Source organism: Nostoc sp. DedQUE07 (assembly GCF_034530975.2).
Taxonomy (GTDB): Bacteria; Cyanobacteriota; Cyanobacteriia; order Cyanobacteriales; family Nostocaceae; genus Nostoc.
In genome coordinates, this window is record NZ_JAVRCC020000006.1 from 12,228 (window position 1) to 34,952 (window position 22,725).

General features: G+C 40.1%; 20 protein-coding genes and 1 pseudogene. 10 read left to right on the plus strand and 11 right to left on the minus strand.

The genetic code is table 11. The annotated features are described in order from the left end of the window. Positions 1-42: 42 nt before the first annotated feature. Complete coding sequence (dcd, locus tag RMZ95_RS06580; protein ID WP_409882175.1) at positions 43-624, plus strand: dCTP deaminase; 582 nt, start codon at positions 43-45, stop codon at positions 622-624. Positions 625-636: 12 nt separating this feature from the next. Here dcd and RMZ95_RS06585 read toward each other — a convergent pair whose 3' ends face one another. The 5 genes and pseudogenes from RMZ95_RS06585 to thyX form a co-directional block, all read right to left on the minus strand. Beyond that, entirely contained in the window at positions 637-1,335 is a 699-nt protein-coding gene (locus RMZ95_RS06585) for a dCTP deaminase domain-containing protein (RefSeq protein WP_322685107.1), read from the minus strand. Positions 1,336-1,497: 162 nt separating this feature from the next. Then, positions 1,498-1,833, minus strand: coding sequence for a XisI protein (locus tag RMZ95_RS06590; protein ID WP_322685106.1), 336 nt, complete (start codon positions 1,831-1,833; stop codon positions 1,498-1,500). Then, a pseudogene (locus RMZ95_RS06595) lies at positions 1,821-2,237 on the minus strand (XisH family protein). The gene RMZ95_RS06590 and the pseudogene RMZ95_RS06595 overlap by 13 nt, the downstream one beginning before the upstream one ends. A gap of 96 nt (positions 2,238-2,333) precedes the next feature. Next, positions 2,334-3,239 (minus strand): Rpn family recombination-promoting nuclease/putative transposase, encoded by a 906-nt coding sequence (locus tag RMZ95_RS06600; RefSeq protein ID WP_322685105.1) that lies wholly within the window; start codon positions 3,237-3,239, stop codon positions 2,334-2,336. Between the two features lie 101 nt (positions 3,240-3,340). After that, positions 3,341-4,063: an FAD-dependent thymidylate synthase gene (thyX, locus tag RMZ95_RS06605; RefSeq protein WP_322685104.1), complete on the minus strand. Its 723-nt coding sequence runs from the start codon at positions 4,061-4,063 to the stop codon at positions 3,341-3,343. A 186-nt stretch (positions 4,064-4,249) separates the two neighbouring features. On the opposite strand from thyX, the gene RMZ95_RS06610 reads away from it, so the two are divergent. Together RMZ95_RS06610 and RMZ95_RS06615 are read left to right on the plus strand one after the other, a co-directional pair. Next, positions 4,250-4,465 (plus strand): chlorophyll a/b-binding protein, encoded by a 216-nt coding sequence (locus tag RMZ95_RS06610; RefSeq protein ID WP_114083012.1) that lies wholly within the window; start codon positions 4,250-4,252, stop codon positions 4,463-4,465. Positions 4,466-4,610: 145 nt separating this feature from the next. Continuing rightward, complete coding sequence (locus RMZ95_RS06615; RefSeq protein ID WP_322685103.1) at positions 4,611-5,192, plus strand: thioredoxin family protein; 582 nt, start codon at positions 4,611-4,613, stop codon at positions 5,190-5,192. A 94-nt stretch (positions 5,193-5,286) separates the two neighbouring features. Here the strand turns inward: RMZ95_RS06615 and RMZ95_RS06620 are convergent, their stop codons facing one another. Continuing rightward, complete coding sequence (locus RMZ95_RS06620) at positions 5,287-5,799, minus strand: hypothetical protein (RefSeq protein ID WP_322685102.1); 513 nt, start codon at positions 5,797-5,799, stop codon at positions 5,287-5,289. A gap of 782 nt (positions 5,800-6,581) precedes the next feature. On the opposite strand from RMZ95_RS06620, the gene RMZ95_RS06625 reads away from it, so the two are divergent. Next, the gene (locus RMZ95_RS06625; protein WP_409882187.1) at positions 6,582-7,796 is read left to right on the plus strand and encodes a type I restriction endonuclease; all 1,215 of its coding nucleotides are present in this window, start codon (positions 6,582-6,584) and stop codon (positions 7,794-7,796) included. A 180-nt stretch (positions 7,797-7,976) separates the two neighbouring features. Here the strand turns inward: RMZ95_RS06625 and acsF are convergent, their stop codons facing one another. Further along, the gene (acsF, locus tag RMZ95_RS06630) at positions 7,977-9,053 is read right to left on the minus strand and encodes a magnesium-protoporphyrin IX monomethyl ester (oxidative) cyclase (RefSeq protein WP_322685100.1); all 1,077 of its coding nucleotides are present in this window, start codon (positions 9,051-9,053) and stop codon (positions 7,977-7,979) included. A gap of 696 nt (positions 9,054-9,749) precedes the next feature. On the opposite strand from acsF, the gene RMZ95_RS06635 reads away from it, so the two are divergent. Further along, positions 9,750-10,247 (plus strand): TM2 domain-containing protein, encoded by a 498-nt coding sequence (locus RMZ95_RS06635; RefSeq protein WP_322685099.1) that lies wholly within the window; start codon positions 9,750-9,752, stop codon positions 10,245-10,247. Between the two features lie 122 nt (positions 10,248-10,369). On the opposite strand, the gene RMZ95_RS06640 is transcribed toward RMZ95_RS06635, so the two are convergent. After that, entirely contained in the window at positions 10,370-11,062 is a 693-nt protein-coding gene (locus RMZ95_RS06640; RefSeq protein WP_322673742.1) for a DUF2996 domain-containing protein, read from the minus strand. Between the two features lie 312 nt (positions 11,063-11,374). Further along, the gene (locus RMZ95_RS06645) at positions 11,375-12,421 is read right to left on the minus strand and encodes a DMT family transporter (protein ID WP_322685098.1); all 1,047 of its coding nucleotides are present in this window, start codon (positions 12,419-12,421) and stop codon (positions 11,375-11,377) included. 256 nt (positions 12,422-12,677) lie between these two features. Between RMZ95_RS06645 and RMZ95_RS06650 the strand changes: the two genes are divergently transcribed. Then, on the plus strand, positions 12,678-13,040 hold the full coding sequence (locus RMZ95_RS06650) for a hypothetical protein (protein WP_322685097.1): 363 nt from the start codon (positions 12,678-12,680) through the stop codon (positions 13,038-13,040). Between the two features lie 1,285 nt (positions 13,041-14,325). Continuing rightward, positions 14,326-15,315, plus strand: a complete 990-nt coding sequence (locus RMZ95_RS06655) for a water stress protein WSP1 (RefSeq protein ID WP_322673740.1) — start codon at positions 14,326-14,328, stop codon at positions 15,313-15,315. A 96-nt stretch (positions 15,316-15,411) separates the two neighbouring features. Here RMZ95_RS06655 and RMZ95_RS06660 read toward each other — a convergent pair whose 3' ends face one another. Then, positions 15,412-16,929 (minus strand): NYN domain-containing protein, encoded by a 1,518-nt coding sequence (locus RMZ95_RS06660; RefSeq protein ID WP_322685096.1) that lies wholly within the window; start codon positions 16,927-16,929, stop codon positions 15,412-15,414. A gap of 63 nt (positions 16,930-16,992) precedes the next feature. Next, positions 16,993-17,865 carry a D-alanyl-D-alanine carboxypeptidase family protein gene (locus tag RMZ95_RS06665; RefSeq protein WP_322685095.1) on the minus strand — a complete coding sequence of 291 codons (873 nt, stop codon included), beginning with the start codon at positions 17,863-17,865 and terminating at the stop codon, positions 16,993-16,995. Between the two features lie 383 nt (positions 17,866-18,248). On the opposite strand from RMZ95_RS06665, the gene mnmG reads away from it, so the two are divergent. From mnmG to RMZ95_RS06680, 3 genes are all read left to right on the plus strand, one after another. Further along, positions 18,249-20,171, plus strand: a complete 1,923-nt coding sequence (gene mnmG / locus RMZ95_RS06670) for a tRNA uridine-5-carboxymethylaminomethyl(34) synthesis enzyme MnmG (RefSeq protein ID WP_322685115.1) — start codon at positions 18,249-18,251, stop codon at positions 20,169-20,171. A gap of 421 nt (positions 20,172-20,592) precedes the next feature. After that, the gene (locus RMZ95_RS06675) at positions 20,593-20,775 is read left to right on the plus strand and encodes a hypothetical protein (protein WP_322673737.1); all 183 of its coding nucleotides are present in this window, start codon (positions 20,593-20,595) and stop codon (positions 20,773-20,775) included. Further along, on the plus strand, positions 20,745-22,094 hold the full coding sequence (locus tag RMZ95_RS06680) for a hypothetical protein (protein ID WP_322673736.1): 1,350 nt from the start codon (positions 20,745-20,747) through the stop codon (positions 22,092-22,094). Before RMZ95_RS06675 ends, RMZ95_RS06680 begins: the two co-directional genes overlap by 31 nt. Positions 22,095-22,725 lie beyond the last annotated feature (631 nt).

The following is a 22,725-nucleotide window of genomic DNA, read 5'->3' on the forward strand; positions in this document are numbered from 1 at the left end:
TAATATATCGAGTCGGTTGGAATTAACGTTAGCAGCGAACTTGTGATTAAGAACGATATCTGGATTACTGAAATGGCTCAACAGGGTTTGATTTCGCCCTTTGAGCCTAGCCTAATACGTCATCTTGAGAATTTACCTGTAATTTCATTTGGTCTTAGCAGCTTTGGCTATGACATCAGACTATCACCAGATGATTTTCGCATTTTTAGGCATATTCCAGGCACTGTAGTAGATCCTAAGAATTTTAATCCTGAAAACTTGGAGCGAACAGAACTCCATACAGATGTTAATGGCAAATACTTCATTCTGCCTGCCCACTCCTATGGGCTTGGGGTTGCCCTTGAAAGGCTGGAAATACCAGATAATATTACAGTAATTTGTATAGGTAAGAGTACTTATGCTCGTTGTGGAATAATTGCAAATGTAACTCCAGCCGAAGCTGCTTGGCGCGGTTACTTGACACTAGAGTTATCCAACGCCTCTAGCGCTGATTGCCGCATTTACGCCAGTGAAGGAATAGTACAGTTGATGTTTTTGGAGGGAGAACCATGTGCTATAAATTATGAAGCACGCCAGGGTAAGTATCAAGACCAGCTAAAGGGTGTAACTCTGGCTAAGGTTTAAACTTCAAAAGAATTATTTAGTTTTGTCTCTGCTTTCTTTAGGAAGTGTCTGTACTTCCTGTTTACCTAAAGGCTGCACAATTTGAACTATTGTTAAAACTATGGTTGCAATAGTTAAGATAATAGTAAAGTAGGTCTGATTTGTCTCAATAAAATCTCTAACTCTACTTAATAAATCCTTTCTAGAGTTTCCGGCAATTTTTTTAGCGTCTTTTGTATAAGGAATAACTCCTTGCCTAACATCAAGTACATAGAGTGTACAAAAATCTTGTCCTTTCTTAAGCTGAACTGTTCTTTTGCCTAAATTGAAAACTGTGATAGAAAGTTTTCCTTCATATCCAGGGTCTATCTTTGATGAGGTGTTAGATAACCCATCTTGCAGAAGAGATACTTTTGGAACTACATGGCCAAATCTAGATTTGGGAAATTGAACTGATTCAACTGTCTCAATAATGACGGCAGAACCTGGTTGAAGAGATATTGTGCCATTCTCCAACAGATCAGTTTTACCGGAGTCTCTATGATCTCTGTATTCATCACCAACTCTTAAATCATAGCTGGCATTGCTAGACTTCGTATTATGAATTTGTTTGATATTAAGATTCTGTATAAAAATTACATCTCCTTCAAGACCACCAGCTCTCTCGTACTCTTCCCTGGTCTCTACTACTGTTCTATTACTACCATCCAATATAAATGGGATAACACTCATTATTTTGCTGCTTGTGAAATAGTGTAATTTATTATACTCTATTCCCTTTCCTAGATACCCAATTATTTAAGGTGCTAATTTTACCTTACCTAGATGCTGCTTTTCACACCATTGTGCGATCGCTCTAAATCATACCCAAAAATCAAAGTGCGATCGCTTGCTTTATCCCACTGCAAATTCTGTCAGCTTTCGCATATAAGGAGGCTGATAAGCCAGCACTATATCTTGCTTAGGAATACCATACTCTATTAATTCATTAGCCACGCCAATCTCAGTCCCATCATACTGAATCCAAATCTTATCATCTCGAATATCTAGATGAATTAAACAGCCATAAACTCGACGACGATTTTCCCACCCCGTATTCACAACTTGATAATGATTTTGTTGCACATCAAAAATAGTTTGTCGTTCGATTTCACCATAAGCAGGTTTAATCTGAGCATGAATCGTCAAAACTTGCTGGATGATTTGTCTATACTTTGCTAGTTTATCCATTGTACTATTACCTCATTTTCGGGGTCAAATACTAGCAGTTTCAATTGATATTCATGGATACTCAGTTGTGGCAATTGCCGTGAGAAAAAATCTTTATAAGTTGCTAGCGTAACTGCTAAATAGAGAACTCGCTCTGGTTCTTTTAGTTTTAGTGCAACTCGATAATTTAAACATTGTCCTAAAGCTGTATGAAATTCGGAAATTGCAGAAGGAGCAACAAAACTCTTGATTTCTACAGCAATTCTTTCGTCTTATTTTTGGGCAGCGATTAACCGTTCTGCACCCAGATCAATTTGCAATTGTCCATCTGCTAAATCAATAGACAGTGGATCGTGTGTAATTGTCCAGCCATCTTTTTGCAAAGCCAATCTAACTAAATTATGGAAAATATCTCTTGCAGACATTCATTAAAATTTTAAGTGTAATAACTCGAAAATTTTCTAGTCTAAACTTTCATCATATTCTAGCTCTCAGGCAGGAGTTGGTGCGATCGCTTTATCCTACAAAACATTCCGTAACTCTTGAATTGTATTTGCTACAACAATCTTGCGTAAAATCTCTTTCAATTGCCCTAAGTCAGAAATTTGCGAAATTTGCGACATCAACTCCAAACCATCGCTGCCAAATTTCGCCTCTAAACTTGTTTCGATGCTAGAGATTATTCCACGTACTTCTCCTCTTGCTTCTCCTCTTGCTTCTCCTCGTGCTTCTCCTCTTGCTTCTCCTTCTGCTTGTCCTCGTGCTAGTCCCTCACGTAAAATTTCTTGATACCAAGGTGACTCTCTTAAGACTGTCATATCCCACCTCATGATTTCCTGAACTAAAGTACTTTCTAATACAAAGGTTGCAAAAAATGCCAGAACTGTCTCAAGTTGATTTAATTGCTCGTCAGCACGCAACATTCGCAATGCTTCCCTAATTGTAGACTCGTTTTCTCCGCCTTTGAGAATTGGTACAAAGGGAAGCAGCGACGGTAACGGCGTCTCAAAAGCAATATTTACATCAACTTCCCAGAGATTGATTACGCGGTAATCTTGAATTGCTCTTAAACCGATAAAATTTGATGCAAAGCTTGTAGGTATTTCACTGTTGCTGATTTTGAGAATGTTAATCAGTACAGGGTAGGTTTGTAGTTTATATTTCTCTTCCGCAAGAGCCGCATAAGCACGCATCCGACGCGGCATTTCTGATGTGTGGCGTAATTGTAACTCATTGAGGATGAGAAATTTCCCGTATTGGGGACTTTCAGCCGGAATTACAACATCGCTTTGTCGGCTAATCCATTGGAATTCTGTATTTAAGATTTCGCCTGTAACAATGTCGGGAATTCCTGTTACCCATTTTGCCCAATTATTTGGTGCAAGGCTGATTAATTTTTTAGTGCTAATATCGACAGCTTTGTTCATCAAAAAAAATAGATGCGATCGCCCTAAATCAAACCCAGTAAATCCGAGGACAATCGCTTCGCCTTATCCTACCGCAAATTGTGTCAACTTTCAGCCATTATCTAAGGTGCTAACCTGGCTTTACCTAGACGCTGCTTTTCATACCATTGTGCGATCGCAGGTGCCCAATCTTCAAAATGAGGCCACATCATTTCACACAACTTTTGAATTTCCAGTTGAGCATCTTTCTTATTTCTCAGGTCACAAAAATGCAAGAAAGACCTTAAATTAAAACTAACTACAAAATGCTGGCGATAATCAAAAGGCACTTTACCTCTGGCGTGTTCTTCGGACATTCCCGCTTCAAAATCAGCTTTATATCGTTTAGCTGCGTCTTTACACCACTCCAAATCTGCTGTTCGTTGTTCTGGTGAATAGTGATACTTTTTACCTTGTCTATCAGTGTAATAACCAACGGGTCGTAGATAAAAAACATCTTCTATGTCTTTCTTGCCTTCTACTACGTCAATAAATTGGTTGCCTGTGTACCTAAAAGATTGTACATCAAATGATACAGAAACGCGATGAGTCCGCGCCTGCTGCATCACACTGTGGGGAAAGTAGCCACAGTTGAAAACAATCTGGGGATGCTCTAAAGGCCCATAGTGTCCCCTCTCTCCTGCTAAAAGACGCTTAACAATTACTTCGCCGCTTTGTGACTCCGAGGGCCAGGAGTCGCGCTCATCAAACACAAACCCATCAGTATAATCCTGGTGCATTGCAGCATAAATCACCTGCTGCGGGTTTGGTGTTTTGGCAATAACCTCTACTCGAAATCGATGCATTAGCTGTTGGGGAATGGATTGGTGACTGGGATTGCTTAGATAGAGTACTTAGACATGGCTTTGAACTCGATTCATCATCATATCTCTTCTCTGGCTTGGACTTCTACTCGATTAGATGAAGATACTTTACAAATGTTAATAACTTTGTTACAGTTATTTACATAAACAGAAGACAGGGAAAAACCCATGCGTACAAGCACTGCTATAATTGACGACCAAGGCAAACTGAACAACTTTGCGATCGAGCCAAAAGTATATATAGATGAACAAGGCGATCGCACTGGTTTCACTCCTTATGCAGAAATGCTCAACGGTCGTTTAGCAATGATTGGTTTTGTCTCTCTGATAGCATTAGAAGTATTCACAGGACACGGTATTGTTGGTGTTTTGGCAAATCTGTAAAAACTAATTGATTTAACATAACTCTCAAAAAATGCAAGAGACGGTAAATTTACCGTCTCTTATTTTATAGAAAACTTAGTGCTAGAGTGAAAATATACTGATAACAAAAACCGTTAATTATCAGCGTAAAAATATTGGGTGAACTATGGCTTTAGTTACTTCAACTATGTTGCCGCTAGGCACTAAAGCGCCAGATTTTAATCTACCGGAAGTAGTATCTGGAAAGGCAACTTCACTTTCTACCTTTGCAGATAAAAAAGCATTGTTGGTAATGTTTATTTGTCGGCATTGCCCGTTTGTAAAACACGTCCAAAACGAATTAGTGCAGTTAGGCAGAGATTATTTTACAAGTGACTTAGCGATCGTTGCTATTAGTGCTAACGATGCAAAAAATTATCCAGATGATGCGCCAGAGTCGTTACAAGCATTTGCAACAGAACAAGGGTTTAATTTTACCTTATGTTACGACGAAAGCCAGGAAACAGCGAAGGCTTATACAGCAGCTTGTACACCAGATTTTTTTGTATTTGATGAGCAACGCCAACTTGTGTATCGGGGACAATTAGATGATAGCCGCCCCAGTAATGGTAAACCTGTAACAGGTGCAGATTTACGCGCAGCCATTGAAGCAGTGCTAGCGGGTAAACCTGTTACGAGCGAGCAAAAGCCGAGTGTTGGTTGCAATATTAAATGGAAACCAGGAAACCAACCCAGTTATTTTGGTTAAGAGGGATTGGGGATTGGGGATTGGGCATGGGGCATTGGGGATTGGGCATTGGGCATTGTAAAAACTTTTCCCTACTCCCTAGTGCCCACACCTATTAATGTTTAATTTCTAAATTTAATATGTAGTATCCTAATTGGACTTTTTCTGCCCACAATTCATATTCCAGCCGCAAATTCTCTGGCAAAGGATGTCCGTTGAGAGTTAGGCTACGAGTAAAATTTCGTAAACGAATCGGATCGTTAGGTTGCAATGACTCAGTTGGCAACCAATAGCGACTAATGCCATAAACACCTTGTTCCCAAAAGTGACGATAACTCACTTGAGCATTACCTTGCATAGTCATGATGACTCGGTAAGGGGAAATCTCCAGCCACAATATTCTGGGACTGTTAGGGGCGTAAGCTTTGCTCTTGCTTTGAGGAAGTGTGTCTTCTGGACTTATGACACTCTCTACTTCGCAGCTAATTAAAGGCGGTGCGGTCATCAGTAAATGAAACCGATCGGTATCCTTTTGATACAATGTCGCGGCAGTTTCGACAACAGACCAGATCGGTAGGTCAGTGGAAATAAGTGATAAGCACACGGGCTTGCGGTGATGGGTCAGCATGGGAGCGATAAGGGCTAAAAGCTATTGAACAAAGTGAAATGAACACTCTAGCTGTCTAATAGGTCGGGCTAAGAAACTAAATAGTAAAGCAGGCTGAATATTAATGAACCCGTTGATTTGTTAATAAGCTACACAAATCTGGATGAAACAGGTAGAATGTCAGCTTACACAGTAAAAATGGTACTTTTATCTAGAGAAAGCTAATTCGTAAGTAAAGCTTGTAAATATTCTAAGGCTATAGCCTCAAAACAGTGGCAATCGTTTTAGATGCTAAAAACCTTCTTCAGGGAGACTTACCGTAGATTGGAGTAAGTTTCATACAGCCAAAAGCAATAGGATACTAGGAAGGAAGTCACCAGAAGCGACAAACTAAGTCGCTGATGAACTTCCGGTGTATTCAAAAGCCAGTGTATCCTAATGTCGGCTTCTGTTATATCCGTAGAAACTCACGAAAACCTTTCTCACCAAAATATTCCTGAGTAAAAAGTAAAATTCATTGAGTCAGCAATACTTTGGTTTGCCCATTGCGCGTCTCGCAGAGGCTGAAGCTTCATAAAAAATCATTCTGATTTATTATTTTTATTCATTACTGATGCCATTGCACCTGTGAACAAGTCATGAGTGTTACAGGCTGGTACTTATTTGGGAATACTTTTATAGGAGTGATGAGAAAGGCGATCGCACTAACACTTGTAATTCTAATGTACTACGTTACCTTACAATCACTCTTATTTTACAAAAAAGACCTATCAATACTCACTAATCTACCAGGAGCAAGCAAGATGGGATTCACTGAAGATATTACCAAGCTATCTGAACAAGTGCGTAAGCGGGCTGACCAAGTTGTTGGTGAAGAATCTACTAAGATGGCACTGATTGTCCCTTTTTTGAGTGTTCTTGGCTACGATGTTTATGATCCTAGTGAAGTAATGCCGGAATACGTGGCAGATTTTGCTATTAAAAAAGCAGGGCAGTTTGAAAAGGTAGATTACGCTTTAGCTATTAACAATAATATAGTTATGCTCGTAGAGGCAAAAGCTCGTGGTCAAAAAGCTGAAGCACATGATGGGCAACTGAGTCGCTATTTTAATGGACTTTTGACAACAAAAGTAGCTATTGTCACTAATGGGGTTGAGTACCGTTTCTTTACAGACTTGCGTGATAAAAATGTCATGGACAAGGAGCCATTTTTTACTTTTAACATCCTGGAATATGATACCAAAGATATTGATAACCTCAAATTCTTTCACCGTGATAATTTTGAGGTTACAGCTATTACCAACCATGCTGAGGAAATGGTTTATGTAAAAGGCATGACTCAACTTCTAGGAAATCTTTTACGTTCTCCTTCTGAAGAATTTATTCGCTTTTTAGTGACTGAACTTGGTACAGTTGCTCCTAGTTATGAAATTAAAGGTCGAATTACTGGTAAAATTATTGATAAATTCAAACCAATTGTTAAAAAGTCGATTCAGGGAAGTTTAGTAGAGTTAATGACTCGCTCACTTACTCCAGTAATAGATCAGCCTGTTGAACCTCCAATAGACGTAGATATTGAAGGAGGGGATATACAACCAGATCCTCAAGAATCAAAAGTAGTAACAACTGCTGAAGAAATCGAAGCTTTTGAAAAAATTAAAACAATCACGCAAACCTCAACAAGTTACAATTACCAACTCCAATACAAAGATACTGTTTCATACTTTGGTATCAATCTTGTTGGCAAAAGTACTTGGTGGTTTCTGCGGCTGTATCTATCTTCGCAGAAAAAAAGTTTTGTTACTCGATTAAGTGTAGATGAAGTAAAGTCGCTAGCTTCAAACTTTGAAGTGCAGGAAGTAACAGCTTCTCTGGGGGATGTCGCATCAAAAGTAATTATTTCCTCTGTCAGTGATTTAGATAAGCTGACATCACTGATTCTCAGATGTTACGAGACAGAAGCAGCAAAGCATCAAACATTGACTCCAGATGTAATCAGAATGGAAAAATCAGCTTAACTCAAGGTATCTACTACCAAACTATAGCTAACCAACTATCTGCAATTTTTACCTGCTAACAAATTAGCGATCGCAGTACTAATTGGTTGACATATCGGTAATCATTGGCTTTGAAAAAGGACAAAAAAAGTGGCTCTGCAACCAGCAGAACCACCAAAGCTTTCGCAAACCTGTTATAAATTAACGAACTGCCCCTTGAGCAGAAACAGTATCAATCGGTTTCATCAGGTACAGCCGCAATAACTGCCAGCCGTTGGAGATGTAAAGCGGTAATTTTTGGAAGAATTGCAAGAATTTGGGAGTGTTAGAGTTAGCGATCGCACCCAACTTCTCATTATTGCTTATACAAACATCCAAGCGCTGATAAAACTCTGGATTCTCTACATCCAGCATCAGTGGGAATACCCTACCTGCGTTTTCGTTGGTCTTCTTAATTACATGGATATCGTATTCTCGCGCATCCAATCCCAGGGTGGCATAAAAGTCCTTGCGTTGGATGTCATTGAGATACATTGTCGCAAATACCGACAACAGGAAGAACCGACTCCACAGCCGTGCTTTCCAATCATTCAACATTTGCGGCTGAGATTTCATCACCGCATCAAAGAAATCACCGTGACGGTTTTCATCTTGACACCAGTTTTCAAAAAACCGGAAGATTGGATAAACCCGATCTTCAGGATGTGCTTCTAAATGGCGATAAATGGTGATGTAGCGCCAATAACCGATCTTCTCAGAAAGATAAGTAGCGTAGAAGATGAATTTCGGTTTAAAGAAGGTATAACTGCGACTCTTAGTCAAAAACCCTAAATCTAGGGACAGATTAAAGTCCGACAAAGCTTTGTTCAAAAAGCCAGCGTGACGCGCTTCATCCCGTGACATCAGGTTAAAACACTCTGCCAAAACAGGGCTTTTTCCTTTCAAGCGACGACCAAGTTCTTTATACAGCAAAAAGCCAGAAAACTCTGCCGTACAAGAACGTTCTAGAAATTCAACGAACAACTTGCGAGTTTCCCCGTCAATATGATCCCAGGATTGTTCAAACTCGGCATCCCGAACAAAGTGGTGGCGGTTGTAGTCAGTGCGGAACTCTTCGAGAATGGCTTGTAACTCGTCTTCATTGACGGAGATATCCATCCGGGCCATTTCATCAAAATCGGTAGTATAAAACCGAGGTGTTAACAGGGTTTCTTTTGCCGGGACTTTAATCCCTGGCCGGATTTCTTCAAAGCCTGGTTTTTTGAGGGAATCTACCATGTCTTGATTTCTCTTTCGTCTTTATTATCTTAAGTAGACCTTTCGGGTGACGTTCCTACGTCTCTACCGCCACGGTAACGGCAGTTCCTCATGGGGAAACCCCGTTGGCGCTAGTCTCTCCCTTTGGGAGAAGACCGGACTGCCTCACCAGAAATCCTCTGGCAAACCGTAACAGCCCACAATAATCCAATTGTATAAAGTTCAGTCTACCAAGGTGCGGGTGAGAAATTTCTAAGCAAAACATTAAGAGTTGCAACAATCATTCCATATTTGCGGAATCAAAAATCGCGGATTGGTAGTCAAATAAATATAGTTCAGCAAGCAGCATTATCTCGTTGAAGTGGAGTAGCACTTACCTCTTGATTTTCAAAGCACTACTATTTCAGTAATTTTCTCTGGTTGTTACTACAATAAATTTATGGGGTTCTATTAATACATTAGACAGCTTAAAATTAACAATTCATGAGTAGCATAATTACTGAAAAATCTAAGTACTTTAGTTATTTTTTGCACCTTTTTCAATAATTCTAGATTAGACAATGCCCACAACTTCAAATCAGAACAGCAGTGTCTATTACGAAAATTGTTAGAAAGCAACTGGTGCAAGATGTAAGTCTAGCTATTAGCACTTGGTATAAAAAACAGTCCGAAAAACCATCTTAAACAATAGAGTAAATCCAAAGGGTTGAAAACAAGATGAATCTTGAAAACAATCAGCAGCATAAAGACCGACTTCTTGTCTCTTATATCTTGTGTGCAGTCGGATTTATTGGGGTAGGAGGATTGCAGCGTTTCTACAATGGCAAGATCGGAACTGGTTTGTTATGGCTGTTGACTGGTGGTGTGTTTGGTGTAGGGCAGTTCGTGGATTTGTTCTTTATCCCCAATATAGTTGACGAATACGAACATAACTTGAGATTAAAAGCGGGTGTATCTCCTTTTGGTGTGCCGTTGAATCAAGCAGTAGTTGCTTCTCAAGTCCACCAACCAACAGGCAACCAACTCATGATGAAACTGATTGAAGCGGCGGAAAACAAGGGTGGTATTTTAACTGTCACTCAAGGCGTAAAGTTTACAGGAGCCAGCTTTGCTGAAGTGGAAGCTACTCTCAAAGAGATGTACAAATCAGGTTATGTAAAAATTGATAACGACCCCAATACTGGAGCCGTTACCTACCATTTCCACGAGCTTTAATTGTTATTAGTCATTTGTCATTTGTCATTTGTCCTTTGTTATTTGTTATTTGTTATTTGTCATTTGTTAAAAACCAATGACCAACAACTAATGACCAACAACTAATGACCAATGACCAATGACTAATTTCTACCTAACCACTTTTGACCGTCCAAGCGCTGAACTAAGCCATATACCAACAAATCGAGGGTAATTTTGCGCTCATCGATTAAGAATGACTCAAGAGTGCTAGGTTTTTTACCTTCATTACAAGAAAATCCCTTTTTTCCTTGAATATCTTCATCGGGGAAGTACAGGTTAAACTGACGCTTACCGATTTCTGACCAACTGCCAATAATTTGCCAGCATTCTTCGGCGGATTCAAAGCCAGTGATTGGCATCTTCTGCTTGGCAAAAGACACCTGTAAATCTTTCACACCTTTTTGAGCGATCGCTTTTTGTAAAGCTGGCAAGTAGTCTTGCTCAATGAACTCTACAAATGGCTTATTTTCAACAGCTGGGGCTTTTTCCTTTTTAGGGGCTTTAGCGGCGGGTTTTTCTTCTGTTGCGTCGTCGTCGGCGGGTTTTTCTGCTTTTGCGGCTTTAGCTGCGGCGGCGGGTTTTTCTCGCTTGGGTGATGCAGCAGCTGGTTTGGCAGCATTGGGATTATCTTCGGGGTTTGCGGCTTTAGGATCTGGCGCGTTGGCAGTAGGAATATCTGTGGCTTCGGGTGAGTCTGTACTAGGAGCGTGTTCTTCAGCTACACTGGGAGCTTGCTTGTCAACAGTGCTGGGAGCTACTTCTCCCGCTTGATTGTGATTGGTTGGGTCTGCCATTGCTCAGGTCAATCCTTTAATCTAGCTTTGGGAGCGATCGCTCACCTTGATGTATCGGGTATTTTTATTTTGACATACTAGTACCTCTGTGCAGAATTCGTAATTTGTATTTGTAATTTGTAATTTATATACCGCCAGGGTTTCATTTATTTGGGATGGGTGGTTTACTTGCAATACTGTTCGGTTAAGGTAAGAGACGCGATGCACCGTCTCTACAATATTCAGACGCGATGAATTGCCGTCAAGACAATATTCAGTCTTTTGTCTTGACGGCGATAAATCACGTCTTTAGCGATCTAGAATTTTCATCCTTCAAATCCCTTTGAATCCCATACCAGTTTCTACCTGTTGCTTTGCTGGAGTAGAATTTACCTTGCTGCTAGCAGTCTGACGCCTAGTGCCAACTTGGCTCAAGAATATACCTACTAAAATCAAGCTACCGCCAATATATTGAGGTCGGGTAGGGGCTTCACCCAAAATTAAATAGGCTGCTATAATTCCTACGATTGGGCCAAATGAGCTAATTAAGGAAGCTGTAGATACAGTGGAAGTTTTCAAGCCTTTAACCCAAAAAGACTGGCCTACCACCACAATCAACCCGCCATAGAGAAACATCCACTGCCACAAGAATGGTGAGAGAACATCAGCGAAATGATCCTTGCCATAGAGGACTAAAGCAATAAAGAAAAAGATTACAGTTCCTAGTGCAGTCCGAAAGATACTATAGATTCCCAAAGGAATCTGCGAAAGGTGTTTCTTACTAATAATCGTAGAAGCGGCTATGGCTACAGATGCTACTGCTGCCAAAAGTTCCCCTATGCCTAAACCGAAACCTCCCATGTTCATCATGGTTTCTGTTGGAGGCTGAAGGATAATAGTTAGGATAACGCCAACAAAAGCTGCGATCGCACCAATAAATTCCCAAATATTTACTCGTTCTTTCAATAACCAGACTGATAAAGCCAAAGTTAGAGGCGGTTCCAAACGTCCCACCAAGATGACATTGTTCACCCCTGTGAGTGCCAATGCCTGGAAAATTAAGCCAGGGGCTAACGCTCCTGATAAAATAGCTACTGCTGTTAGACTGACCCAATCTTTCCTTGAGAGTTGTTTCAAATTAGCTTTGTTCCACTGCCGCCCATAGATTAGGATCAGAAGTATCAAAGCGCAAAGGTTTCCCACGAATAAAACATTACATAAAGAAATCGGATTGCGGTTGCCGATCAAATGTTGAACGCCAATTTCTGTTAGCTTCCGAGTAACAGCACTAGATGCTCCAAAAATTAGCATTGCTAGCCAGAGATATGTTTGTCCCGAAATTCTATGGATTTGGCGATGTAGTCTTTTGGCTCTAGTCACAATAACATCACTGCAATGAAAGCATTGCTCATCATATTAAGTTATCCTTACGCACTTCAAAATGAGGTTTTGTTGAGAAAATACTTAAATTCTCCTGTGACTTTGAGCAGCCATGATTAGCTGAGAAAATGCTGAGAATTGACTAAATTTTCTCAAAGGATAAATTCATGAAAATAGTGGCTTAGTTTCAATAAGCTCTCACTGCCACCTGAGATGCTTGGGATGTTCAGGATAAAACAAAGAAGAGAAGTAATAAATGAAACTCGCACCCTTACTTACAAGTGTAGCCTTGGTTGGTTTTTTCACAGTTTGGGACGTACCATTAAAGGCGATCGATCCGTCATTAGTGCAAGCATCAGCAGCCGAAGAAATGTCTGTAGCACAAAAATTAGACTTGCTTACTAAGAGTAAGGGTCAAATTGGTAGTGGCGATCAACTGCGTCGTTTCTTCTTTGGTGACTTGGAACCAATCGGTATCCAGGTAGGCGGTGCAGGTCATGTAGTAAACCTTTATAACAAAGCTAATGATGTCACATTTGCTTACTGTTCGCATTACGATGTGATTGTAGCGATTAAGAAAGGTAAGGTAACTAAATTTGAACCCAGCGAAGTGAAATAATAATAAATCCACTTTCAGGGTAACTGAAACTAGAGCAGCAATTGAATTGTATCTAGGTTGCAATATATGAAGAAAAGTCCGGAGTAGTGGAAACGTCTCCGGCTTTATGCTGTGCGTTTCCGCTTTAGCAAAAGTTTGATTTAGTTCTGGCAAAAAAATATGAGGTTTTTGGAATAATCAGGAGAAAGGGAAAAGGTAAAACATGAAACTTTATTTTTTGTATTGCCTTTAAACTATTATTTATTATTGCTGCTTCAGGTATTTCAAAATGAAGATTTTCAAAGCGATCGCCTTGTCAGCAAAAATCTTTTAATAGCTATAAAATTAATTAGTTTATGCAAAATCACAGTTAATCAATAACAGTTTCAGAAACAGAAAATCTACTTCTATATTTATGTGTCCCAATTATTTTTACTTTGTTTAAACAATATAAAAGGGAGCATACCAATTTTGCCAAAAGATACAGGACTGATACAAAAACCCTGTAAAAACCTCTTTCCTTGGCGCTCTTGACGTCCTTCTCCCAAGGGGAGACGCTAATACCAATTCAAAATTCAAAATTCACGCATTAAGAAAGTGAGAATTAGCATAGGTTTTATGGTTTGCATCTATATCATATTTTTTGTGAATTGGTAGAACGCGAAGGCGGATCATTATTTCATTATTATTCTCAGCCAAAATTCCGTATAAAAATAAACTTGCGCATTTGGGATGCTCCCATCTAAAAAGTAGATTGTCGAGTGAAACTACTCAGCAACTACTAAATCTTAACCAAGGTGCTATTAAACCTTAATGATTAGAAAAAATTTTCTTAACATTAGTCAAATATACTGTTACTAAGAGAACTTCAAATAAAGGTTATAACCTAAGCTTTTGACTTCAAATTGTAAATTAAAGATACTTAATTTTTGGTTAATTGTAATTAAATTTGGAAATAATCTGTTCCAAAAAAATGTGTGTAAGTGTGTGTAAATAAATGTAGTTTTGAGATTTATACCTCCGACATAAAGTTCTCACACTTCCTACTTTTACAGATTGAGCAAATAGTAATTACAACAATCTTGAGTTAAGTTGTCCTAACCTGTTTACAGTCAAAAATTTAGTATTATTTCAGTTTTGCAAACTTCTCGGCTATATAAGCAAAGTAAGATAACGCAGACTAATCTAAATTTTCAGCCTGGGAAAGTTAGCTTTGTTTGTATTGTACTAGCTTTTAGTCAGGTAGCAGTTTGCATATTTGGAGTGTTCCCAAACGTTTTACAGTTTGAATAAGGGGAAAATTCTCATGGCTCTTTACGGCTATACCATTGGAGAAGACCGCGACGGCAACGCTAGTAATGGCAAGCAGCTTGACGTTTACCGCTTTTCGATCCCTTCTGGGCCTGGAGGTTCTATTACTCCTACAAGAGTAGGTACAGTCAATCTTCCAGCTACTGCTACTACCGCCGATTTAGAAGGTTTGGGAACTAACCCTCGTACCGGAAGGGTAGGTGCGGTTAACGAAGCACGCGTTACTGGTGCTACAACACCAATCGATCCAACTGTTACTGTCGTTAATAATGTAGATCAGCCTTTTGCTCCAGCCACGACCTCACCAACCCGTACATCATCTGACCTACGTCGTTTTGGATTTGAGTCAGGTGCTGACTTTGGACGTGACTATTCAGTAGCTGCTCAACCAATTGTTCTATACAACATTTCAGGGAATCCGAATCCCGCAAATGGGCCAGTAGGAAGCTCTCTTTATAAAATTACTACAGCTACCCCTGGAACTATTAGCCTTGTAGACGGCTTTGGCGCACCTACTACTACTGCACAAAGACAAGGAACTCAACCTACCAATCCTGGAAAATTTGCCGATGGATTAGCTATCGACAATCTCAATCCTGGTAGAACTCGCGCTCTTGCTAGCGATTTCAGGACTAATGATGGAGATGGAAACCAGCTTTACAAAGTCGATCTACTCACTGGTGAACTATCTGCACCGATTACTCTAAGAACTCCTTCAGGACAAGCTCTGAATGTCAACGCAGATTCTGGGTTGTCATTTACTAACTTCGGTTCTCAAAGATTGCTGGGTTGGCTGGAAACTGGCGCTGTCTATGAGATCACAGGCTACCAAGATGAACTTGCTGCATCAGGTCTAGGTTTAGGTAGTGCCACAGGTACTAATGGCGCTGGCTTTGCAACCGCCACCTTACTTGGTAACGTTAATTTACCAAATGCTGTGAGCGGAGTCGTTGATTATGAAGGCTTTACGATTGTTAATGAATAACAGTCGTCAATAGCATACTCTTTCTTCAACTCTTGTAAAAAGTACTTTTGCAAGAGTTGAAGAACGGAGCTAAGGATAAAAAAGTGCCAAGCGGGATTATGACTGATTAACTGAGTTTGTAGTAAGCACTTTAGTCATTAAATAAGAGCTATCACTATTCAAAGTTTTATTTGATGAGCCATTATAGCCTATAGTTAACGTTTCTCTCAAAATTAATTTATTGTTCTCAATCGATAAACAAATATTTGTTCCTTCAATAATTTTTTTCAAAAAAGTTGTCAGTTTTTCAACATGCTTTTCTCTTTTTTGGTCAAAGGCTGGAATTTTCTCTCTCAATATTTTATGAATTTGAGATATAGGAATACCACCTTGTTTCAACTGACTTAATTGCTCAATATTCTGCTTCAATTCCTCTAAAGCTTTCTTCGTTACTACTAAAATATCATCATTTAATGAACTCTCGCTAATTACTTCATTAGTTGGAATATCCACTATTTTTACCTGGGGAGCAGGTATAGGTATAAAGCGATCGCAAACAGACTTGAGAATACGATTAATTTGTCCTTCGTAAGCACATCCAATTACAGTTTTTCCATACTCATGGAGCTTTTTAGCTAAAGCGGCAAATGCACCATCGCCTGATACAATAACGAAAACTTGCAACGTAGGACGACTCTGGGCTAATTCCATAACATCAATGGCTAGTTGCATATCTGCTGCATTCCGTTTATGGCTGTAATCAAAAATTTGAATTGCTTCGATGCCAAGTTCTTGAATTTCATTCTTGAGTAGCCTTAATCGAGAATCACTCCAGTCGGCATAAGCACATTGGATAGCAATTTTATTAACTAAGTTAGTATTTTCTAGATTTGTTTGAATTTGTTTAAGAGAAAAATTTAGGTTAGGGTTGCTTCTACCCATTGTTAAATTTTCAATATCATAAAAAATAGCTGTATTGAACTGCCCAATATTAGGTGAAGTATGAGCCGTGGAAGTAAACTGCTCTACACGAATCTGACGCTGCTTTAACTCTTTTAACTCAGCAATTAAAGACGTTATTTCTGGCGCTGACTCTGAACTACTCGTTTCCTGTTTTAACTCCGTAATTGTTGTTGTTAAGTCATTAACTTGTAATTTTGCTTGTTGTAATTCTTCTTGTAACTGCTCAGTTAATGTATTAATCTGACTCTGGGTTTGGACAGTCTGCTCCCGAAGTTCCCCAATGGTTCTTGAGAGAATATACTGGCGTTGCTGATAAGCTGTTACTAAAGCTTGCTGAACGATATCACATTCTTTGGTAAAAGCTTCACGGGTACACACTTGTAAAACTGTTTCATAACCTGCGATCGCAATTTCTAAATTACTAGCAATGTTCCCTTGTTCAAACTCTTGAATAATGGTACTCAGTTTGATAATGACTCTAGCTAAATTAATAGCAATGGCAGGTTCTTTAGCAAAGCGATCGCTTACCCATTTTCGCAACTTTAAAGCTAAATCATCGTTGAGTTTACTTAAGTTATGTTGCAGAATTGGATATACTTCCTGATTTTGATAAGTTGCTCTCAATAAATCAATTAGAAAGTCTTGCTCCTGGTTAGCAGCTTCATTTGGCATAGCTAAATCCCTGACAATACACATTTAAGTTTAGTATTCCCAAGTTTTCATGTTATTGAACAATTAAAGCGGCGTAATCCAATAAGTAATGCCTCTAATAGCTTGTTTTTTAAAACCATACAAAGATAAATTATCTTCAGATAGACCCACATAAGTCCAATGTGGAACATCGTTTTCTACAGTTTGAAACCAACCATTTTGATTAAGAGCTTTTCTCTGCTCTTTACTACCTACACGTAAATCAATGGCTAATCCCCAGAGATGTTGTGAAGTTCCGGGAGGGGCAACTAAACCGAGAATTTTTGTTTCTTTACCTTGTTGAACTTTTGCTAAAACTCGATCGTTAGCATACTTGTGCCAAAATCTTAAATTTGTGTTGAAAGTGCGAGTGCAATCACCAGAGCCATAACCAGATTTTAGCGGAATTTGTTGTTGTACTCGCGCTTTATTTAAAGCATCAGCCGCCGATTTTTGTAAATAACAGTCGTTAGTGCCATCAACATGACCCATTGTTAAAGTAGCTTGAAACTCTTGGGTTTCTTGTTCATTAACAAAGATATTTTTTGGCGGTAGTTTAATTCCAATATCGGGATTTACGAATACTGCACCATAGCTTCGTAGCAAAGTATATTCATAAGTACCAAGCTGAGGAATTGTAGGTAATTTTCTAGCGATCGCAGATAAAAAACGCTGTTTAGCATCTAATTTGGGATCGGGAATAAATGGTTGCGAGCTTGTATTTTTAGAGATGTCTATACAAGGTAATGAATTATTAATCAAGCATTGTTGTAATGGTTGAGCAGTTATAGCAACTTTGTGGTGGGTAATCTCATTGCTAGCGACTAATACAAAAATCATCAATATAACGATACTGATGAAACTTGTCTTTCTAATAAATTTAGTAATATTTCTTTGATTTTTGAGGGTAAGTTTCATTCTAAATAATTAATTAGCGATCGAAAATAAAGTTAATACTTTTTTTGGCGATATTGATTATTGCTGAATTAAAATCGCAGATAGTTTATCGACACTGAACTATCGTTAAATTCAAATTCGATAAAACATCTAATATATACCAGTTGTAAATTAATTTGTGCTGGGTTAACGCTCTGAACAATAACTGCGAACGAAAAACCGGAATATTGTCACAAATTTTAAAAAGATGAGATTTTTCACTTATTACTAAACTTAAAAAATGGAACCTTGCTTTTAATTGAGTACTAGTAAGTTTGATAACTTTTTTATCAGAAAGTTACATCCATGAAACCACTGGAACAGTTAAAATTGAAAAGAACTCTAAGCTTGCCGATCCTGTAAGTATGACCATGCACAATTCCGTTGAATTCCAAGACGCTTTTGATGTCATAGTCGTCGGTGCAGGTCACTCCGGTTGCGAAGCAGCTCTCGCCTCTGCACGCCTCGGTTGTCGTACCCTGCTATTGACGCTCAACTTGGATAAAATCGCTTGGCAACCTTGTAACCCAGCAGTAGGTGGCCCGGCTAAATCTCAGTTGACTCATGAGGTAGATGCACTCGGCGGGGAAATTGGTAAAGTAGCAGACCGCACCTACTTGCAAAAACGTATCCTCAACTCTTCACGGGGGCCTGCTGTTTGGGCATTACGCGCCCAGACAGACAAGCGCGAATATGCAGCGGTGATGAAAAATGTTGTTGAGAATCAAGAAAACTTGACAATCCGCGAAAGTATGGCAACAGATTTGGTGCTGGGCGCTAACAATGAAGTCATCGGCGTTGAAACATATTTTGGTGTCGGGTTCCAATGTAAAGCAGTCATCTTGACAACCGGCACCTTCCTGGGAGGCAAAATTTGGGTTGGTAACAAATCAATGCCAGCCGGACGTGCTGGGGAATTTGCAGCTGAAGGATTGACACAAACCCTAAATCGCCTGGGATTTGAAACCGGCAGACTTAAAACTGGAACTCCGGCGCGGGTAGATAAGCGATCGGTAGATTATAGTAAAATGCTCATCCAGCCAGGAGATGAAGATGTGCGCTGGTTTAGCTTTGACCCAGATGTGTGGGTAGAACGGGAACAGATGCCTTGCTACATCACCCGCACAACCGCCGAAACCCATCGCCTGATTCAAGAAAATTTGCACCTGTCGCCAGTTTATGGTGGTTGGGTGGAAGCCAAAGGGCCGCGCTATTGTCCTAGTATCGAAGATAAGATTGTCCGGTTTGCCGATAAAGAAAGCCACCAAATCTTTATTGAACCAGAAGGAAGGGATATACCCGAACTTTATATTCAAGGGTTTTCTACAGGGTTGCCAGAAAATTTGCAACTGCAAATGTTGCGGACTCTCCCTGGTTTGGAAAAATGTGTGATGCTGCGTCCCGCTTATGCAGTGGAATATGACTATTTACCAGCAACTCAGTGTTACCCCACACTAATGACTAAAAAGATTGCGGGGCTGTTTTGTGCTGGGCAGATTAACGGTACTACAGGTTATGAAGAAGCTGCTGCTCAAGGGCTGGTGGCGGGAATTAACGCCGCTCGATTTGTTCGCTCTCAAGAAATGATTGTTTTTGCCCGCGAGCAAAGTTACATTGGGACGCTAGTTGATGACCTGTGTACAAAAGACCTGCGGGAACCTTACCGGATGCTTACCAGTAGGTCAGAGTACCGATTGCTATTGCGTTCTGACAATGCCGACCAACGTCTGACACCCTTGGGAAGGGAGATTGGTTTAATTGACGATCGCCGCTGGGATATGTTTACCCAAAAACAGGGTAATATCACCACAGAAAAACAAAGACTGCAAGCCACACGAGTTAAAGAACATGATGAAATTGGAATAGCGATCGCATCTGATACCCAACAAGCAATTAAAGGTTCGATTACCCTCAACGACTTGTTGCGGCGTCCAGGATTACATTACGTCGATCTCGACAGGTTCGGACTGGGAAACCCCAACCTCAACCGGGCCGAGAAAGAAGGCGCAGAAATTGACATCAAGTATTCTGGCTATCTCGCAAGGCAACAAAATCAAATTGACCAAATTGCCCGCCAAGCGCACCGCCAGTTACCTGGGGATTTAGACTACACAACAATTGATACTCTTTCTAAAGAGGCACGGGAAAAGCTGACTCACATAAAACCACTTACCCTTGGTCAAGCTGCACGTATAGGTGGTGTAAACCCAGCGGATATTAACGCCTTATTATTATATCTAGAATTGCGTAGAAGCAAGAGCCAGTCAGAGTTTCCAGCGTTAGCTTAACACAAGCTTGATAAAGACTGAGTATAGTAGTAGGGAGAGAGATTGGTATGATAGATGACATAAAGATTAGTAGTGGCATCATCAACAATCCCCAGATGCAAGTTGAGTTTAATACCAACACTCAATCAACTTATCTCAATTAGATGGGGGATTGGATGTTTCATTATTCAGGAGGCAGTGTTTCGACTACGCTCAACAACCACGCAGGAGTAACCCACGCACAACTGCATAGGATTGGCGAAAGACCGGAGGCAAAGCGGCTCCTCTGTTTGTTTATCGCCCGATACATCTCAATACAATTCTTTTTTTTAAACAGGGTAATTACCCAAATCTGAAGTTTTTATTCATACTTATTTACTTCAGTAATAACTGCCCTCAACCTACTGCCTCCTCTGATAATCATAATTTTCAGGCAGTCTCAATGAAACAAGTTTCACCACCAAGTATGAAAGAGGGACTGGGGACTGGAAACTGGGAACTGGTATTTTTACTCAGCACTCAGCACTCAGCACTCAGCACTTTCAAGTCAGTAGAAGTGGCGTTTCCTCGTCCAAGCAACAACCCAGAACGTCTATGTTACAAGAAGCCAGCACCCGTCTCATAGTACCAGAACCATCAGAAGACTTAATCACCAACGAGCCTTGGTCGATAGAAAACTATGCTGATGGCTTAATGGATGAACTCTTTGCCGATATCGACTACATTCTGGATGCTAGTGGTAATCTGCCTTCTCAAACTGTTAGGCACAGTAGTCAGAACAGATCGAGCCACTCTGTTGCTGGAGTTTCCGCCCAAGCTCAACGCCAATCGCCTCCAGAATACGTGCCTCTGCAAACAGTTATGATACCACAGATTACTCTGAACCAAGGAGTACAGTCAGTTGCTCAAGATCGGCACAAGCAATTGAGTACCGTTGTATTTGACACCTCTACTGTTAAACCAGTTAGTAGAAAGCGTCAAAAAACTAGTTCGGTTTTGGGCAAACTGCTGATTGTCGGAACAACTTTAGGCGTGGCGATCGCTAGTACGATCTACTTGGTGCAGTCTGGAGTCGTATATCTTTTAAATAACAAATTGCCTGAGTCAGCGCTTCTATTGCCGCAATCGCAGTCACGGTTGCCCGTAAAAACAGAAATTGAGGCAGAGTTAGTTGACTATATGCTCCAATCGCTGGCTGTTATAGACAAGCAAGGAGCAAAAAGCAATCAAAAATCTTTCAATCCAGGATTCTCCAGTCAGGCAAATACTAACCAAATAGCCTTTGGTCGCCAGCAAGCAACTGGTAATCTACCAGCACTTCCACTTCTAGCTAATAATACACCACCAGCCCCTAATCGTTCTGGAAGCGTTGTTGAGCGCATCTATGTCCCCGTTTATCAAGCGCCGTCACCAATGCGCTACGCCCTTCCAGCCATTCCGGGGACTCCCACACTTTTACCACAAGTTGCCAGCGCGTTACGGGTATCTCAACCTAATGTTGTCAAAACTGCCCTGAATACAGTGCGACAAGCTGCCAAGCCTGTAACTGTCAATATGTTAGCTGCGGCTGTACGAGCCGAACTAAAACCGGTGGCAGCCAAAACTGCACCCATTACCGTGCGCCAAACACCCAAACCTCTGCCTGCATTACCAGTAGTTCCATTGCGTGCTGCACTCGCACCAGAGTCAGAACCAACTATTACCCAAGAACAAGTATATCCGGCAACGGCGATCGCAGTTGCTCCGAGTAATACCTTAGAGGGATTGCTAGAGTTGGGCAACAAATCTGCCGCTTTGTTTAAAATTGATGGCGTGACTCGCCGCATCAATATGGGTGAAAGTATCGGCTCAAGCGGTTGGACACTAGTAGATGTCAGTAATGGCGAAGCAGTCGTCCGACGTAACGGCGAAGTGCGATCGATTTATGCAGGACAGAAACTATAAATTTTTTAACTCACTATCTGATTGAGGGGAGTTTAAAGATTAAACTCATCTATTACCATTAACAGTACTGCGACCAGCAATAATTGATTGAAATAATTTGATTGCGTCAAATATTCCTCTGTTAGTTCTCTGCCTTTATCTGCACTGTTAGGATTGCCTGCTGATATGTAGCCTGACTAATGCGATCGCGCCTTAATAGTTTTAATATTATCAGCTTTATTGATAGCAAGATCGCTTTTACCTCCAACAGACTCTAGTAACTATTGAGCGAAGATTAATTTTTTGATAATTTGCCGATTGATTTCAGTAATTTTGATACTTTCAATGCCAAGTTGTGTAAATACTGTTGATAAATCTTTATTAAAATAAGTTTCAACTAAATCATCTAGTAATCATATAGTTTTGTCCTTTTAAAAAGGATTTGCATAACTCTTCACCCAATAATGGTTTTCCTCAAAATGGACATCTAAAATTGGGTAACTTCCTGGCTTAATATCAAATTTAATTGGGTTTATTTCCTTTGATAGCTTAAGAGTTGCACATTCGCTACACTGCTATTAACCCAAGATGTTTAGGCGTAGTCTGTCGTAGACATCGCTCTGTCGGTAAGAAAAATTAAATATTTATTATA

Coding starts and splice junctions, on each gene's coding strand:
- RMZ95_RS06585 (WP_322685107.1), bottom strand. CDS start 1,335: ATGAGTGTTATCCCATTTATATTGGATGGTAGTAATAGAACAGTAGTA.
- RMZ95_RS06590 (WP_322685106.1), bottom strand. CDS start 1,833: ATGGATAAACTAGCAAAGTATAGACAAATCATCCAGCAAGTTTTGACG.
- RMZ95_RS06600 (WP_322685105.1), bottom strand. CDS start 3,239: ATGAACAAAGCTGTCGATATTAGCACTAAAAAATTAATCAGCCTTGCA.
- thyX (WP_322685104.1), bottom strand. CDS start 4,063: ATGCATCGATTTCGAGTAGAGGTTATTGCCAAAACACCAAACCCGCAG.
- RMZ95_RS06610 (WP_114083012.1), top strand. CDS start 4,250: ATGCGTACAAGCACTGCTATAATTGACGACCAAGGCAAACTGAACAAC.
- RMZ95_RS06615 (WP_322685103.1), top strand. CDS start 4,611: ATGGCTTTAGTTACTTCAACTATGTTGCCGCTAGGCACTAAAGCGCCA.
- RMZ95_RS06620 (WP_322685102.1), bottom strand. CDS start 5,799: ATGCTGACCCATCACCGCAAGCCCGTGTGCTTATCACTTATTTCCACT.
- RMZ95_RS06625 (WP_409882187.1), top strand. CDS start 6,582: ATGGGATTCACTGAAGATATTACCAAGCTATCTGAACAAGTGCGTAAG.
- acsF (WP_322685100.1), bottom strand. CDS start 9,053: ATGGTAGATTCCCTCAAAAAACCAGGCTTTGAAGAAATCCGGCCAGGG.
- RMZ95_RS06635 (WP_322685099.1), top strand. CDS start 9,750: ATGAATCTTGAAAACAATCAGCAGCATAAAGACCGACTTCTTGTCTCT.
- RMZ95_RS06640 (WP_322673742.1), bottom strand. CDS start 11,062: ATGGCAGACCCAACCAATCACAATCAAGCGGGAGAAGTAGCTCCCAGC.
- RMZ95_RS06650 (WP_322685097.1), top strand. CDS start 12,678: ATGAAACTCGCACCCTTACTTACAAGTGTAGCCTTGGTTGGTTTTTTC.
- RMZ95_RS06655 (WP_322673740.1), top strand. CDS start 14,326: ATGGCTCTTTACGGCTATACCATTGGAGAAGACCGCGACGGCAACGCT.
- RMZ95_RS06660 (WP_322685096.1), bottom strand. CDS start 16,929: ATGCCAAATGAAGCTGCTAACCAGGAGCAAGACTTTCTAATTGATTTA.
- RMZ95_RS06665 (WP_322685095.1), bottom strand. CDS start 17,865: ATGAAACTTACCCTCAAAAATCAAAGAAATATTACTAAATTTATTAGA.
- mnmG (WP_322685115.1), top strand. CDS start 18,249: ATGACCATGCACAATTCCGTTGAATTCCAAGACGCTTTTGATGTCATA.
- RMZ95_RS06675 (WP_322673737.1), top strand. CDS start 20,593: ATGAAACAAGTTTCACCACCAAGTATGAAAGAGGGACTGGGGACTGGA.
- RMZ95_RS06680 (WP_322673736.1), top strand. CDS start 20,745: ATGTTACAAGAAGCCAGCACCCGTCTCATAGTACCAGAACCATCAGAA.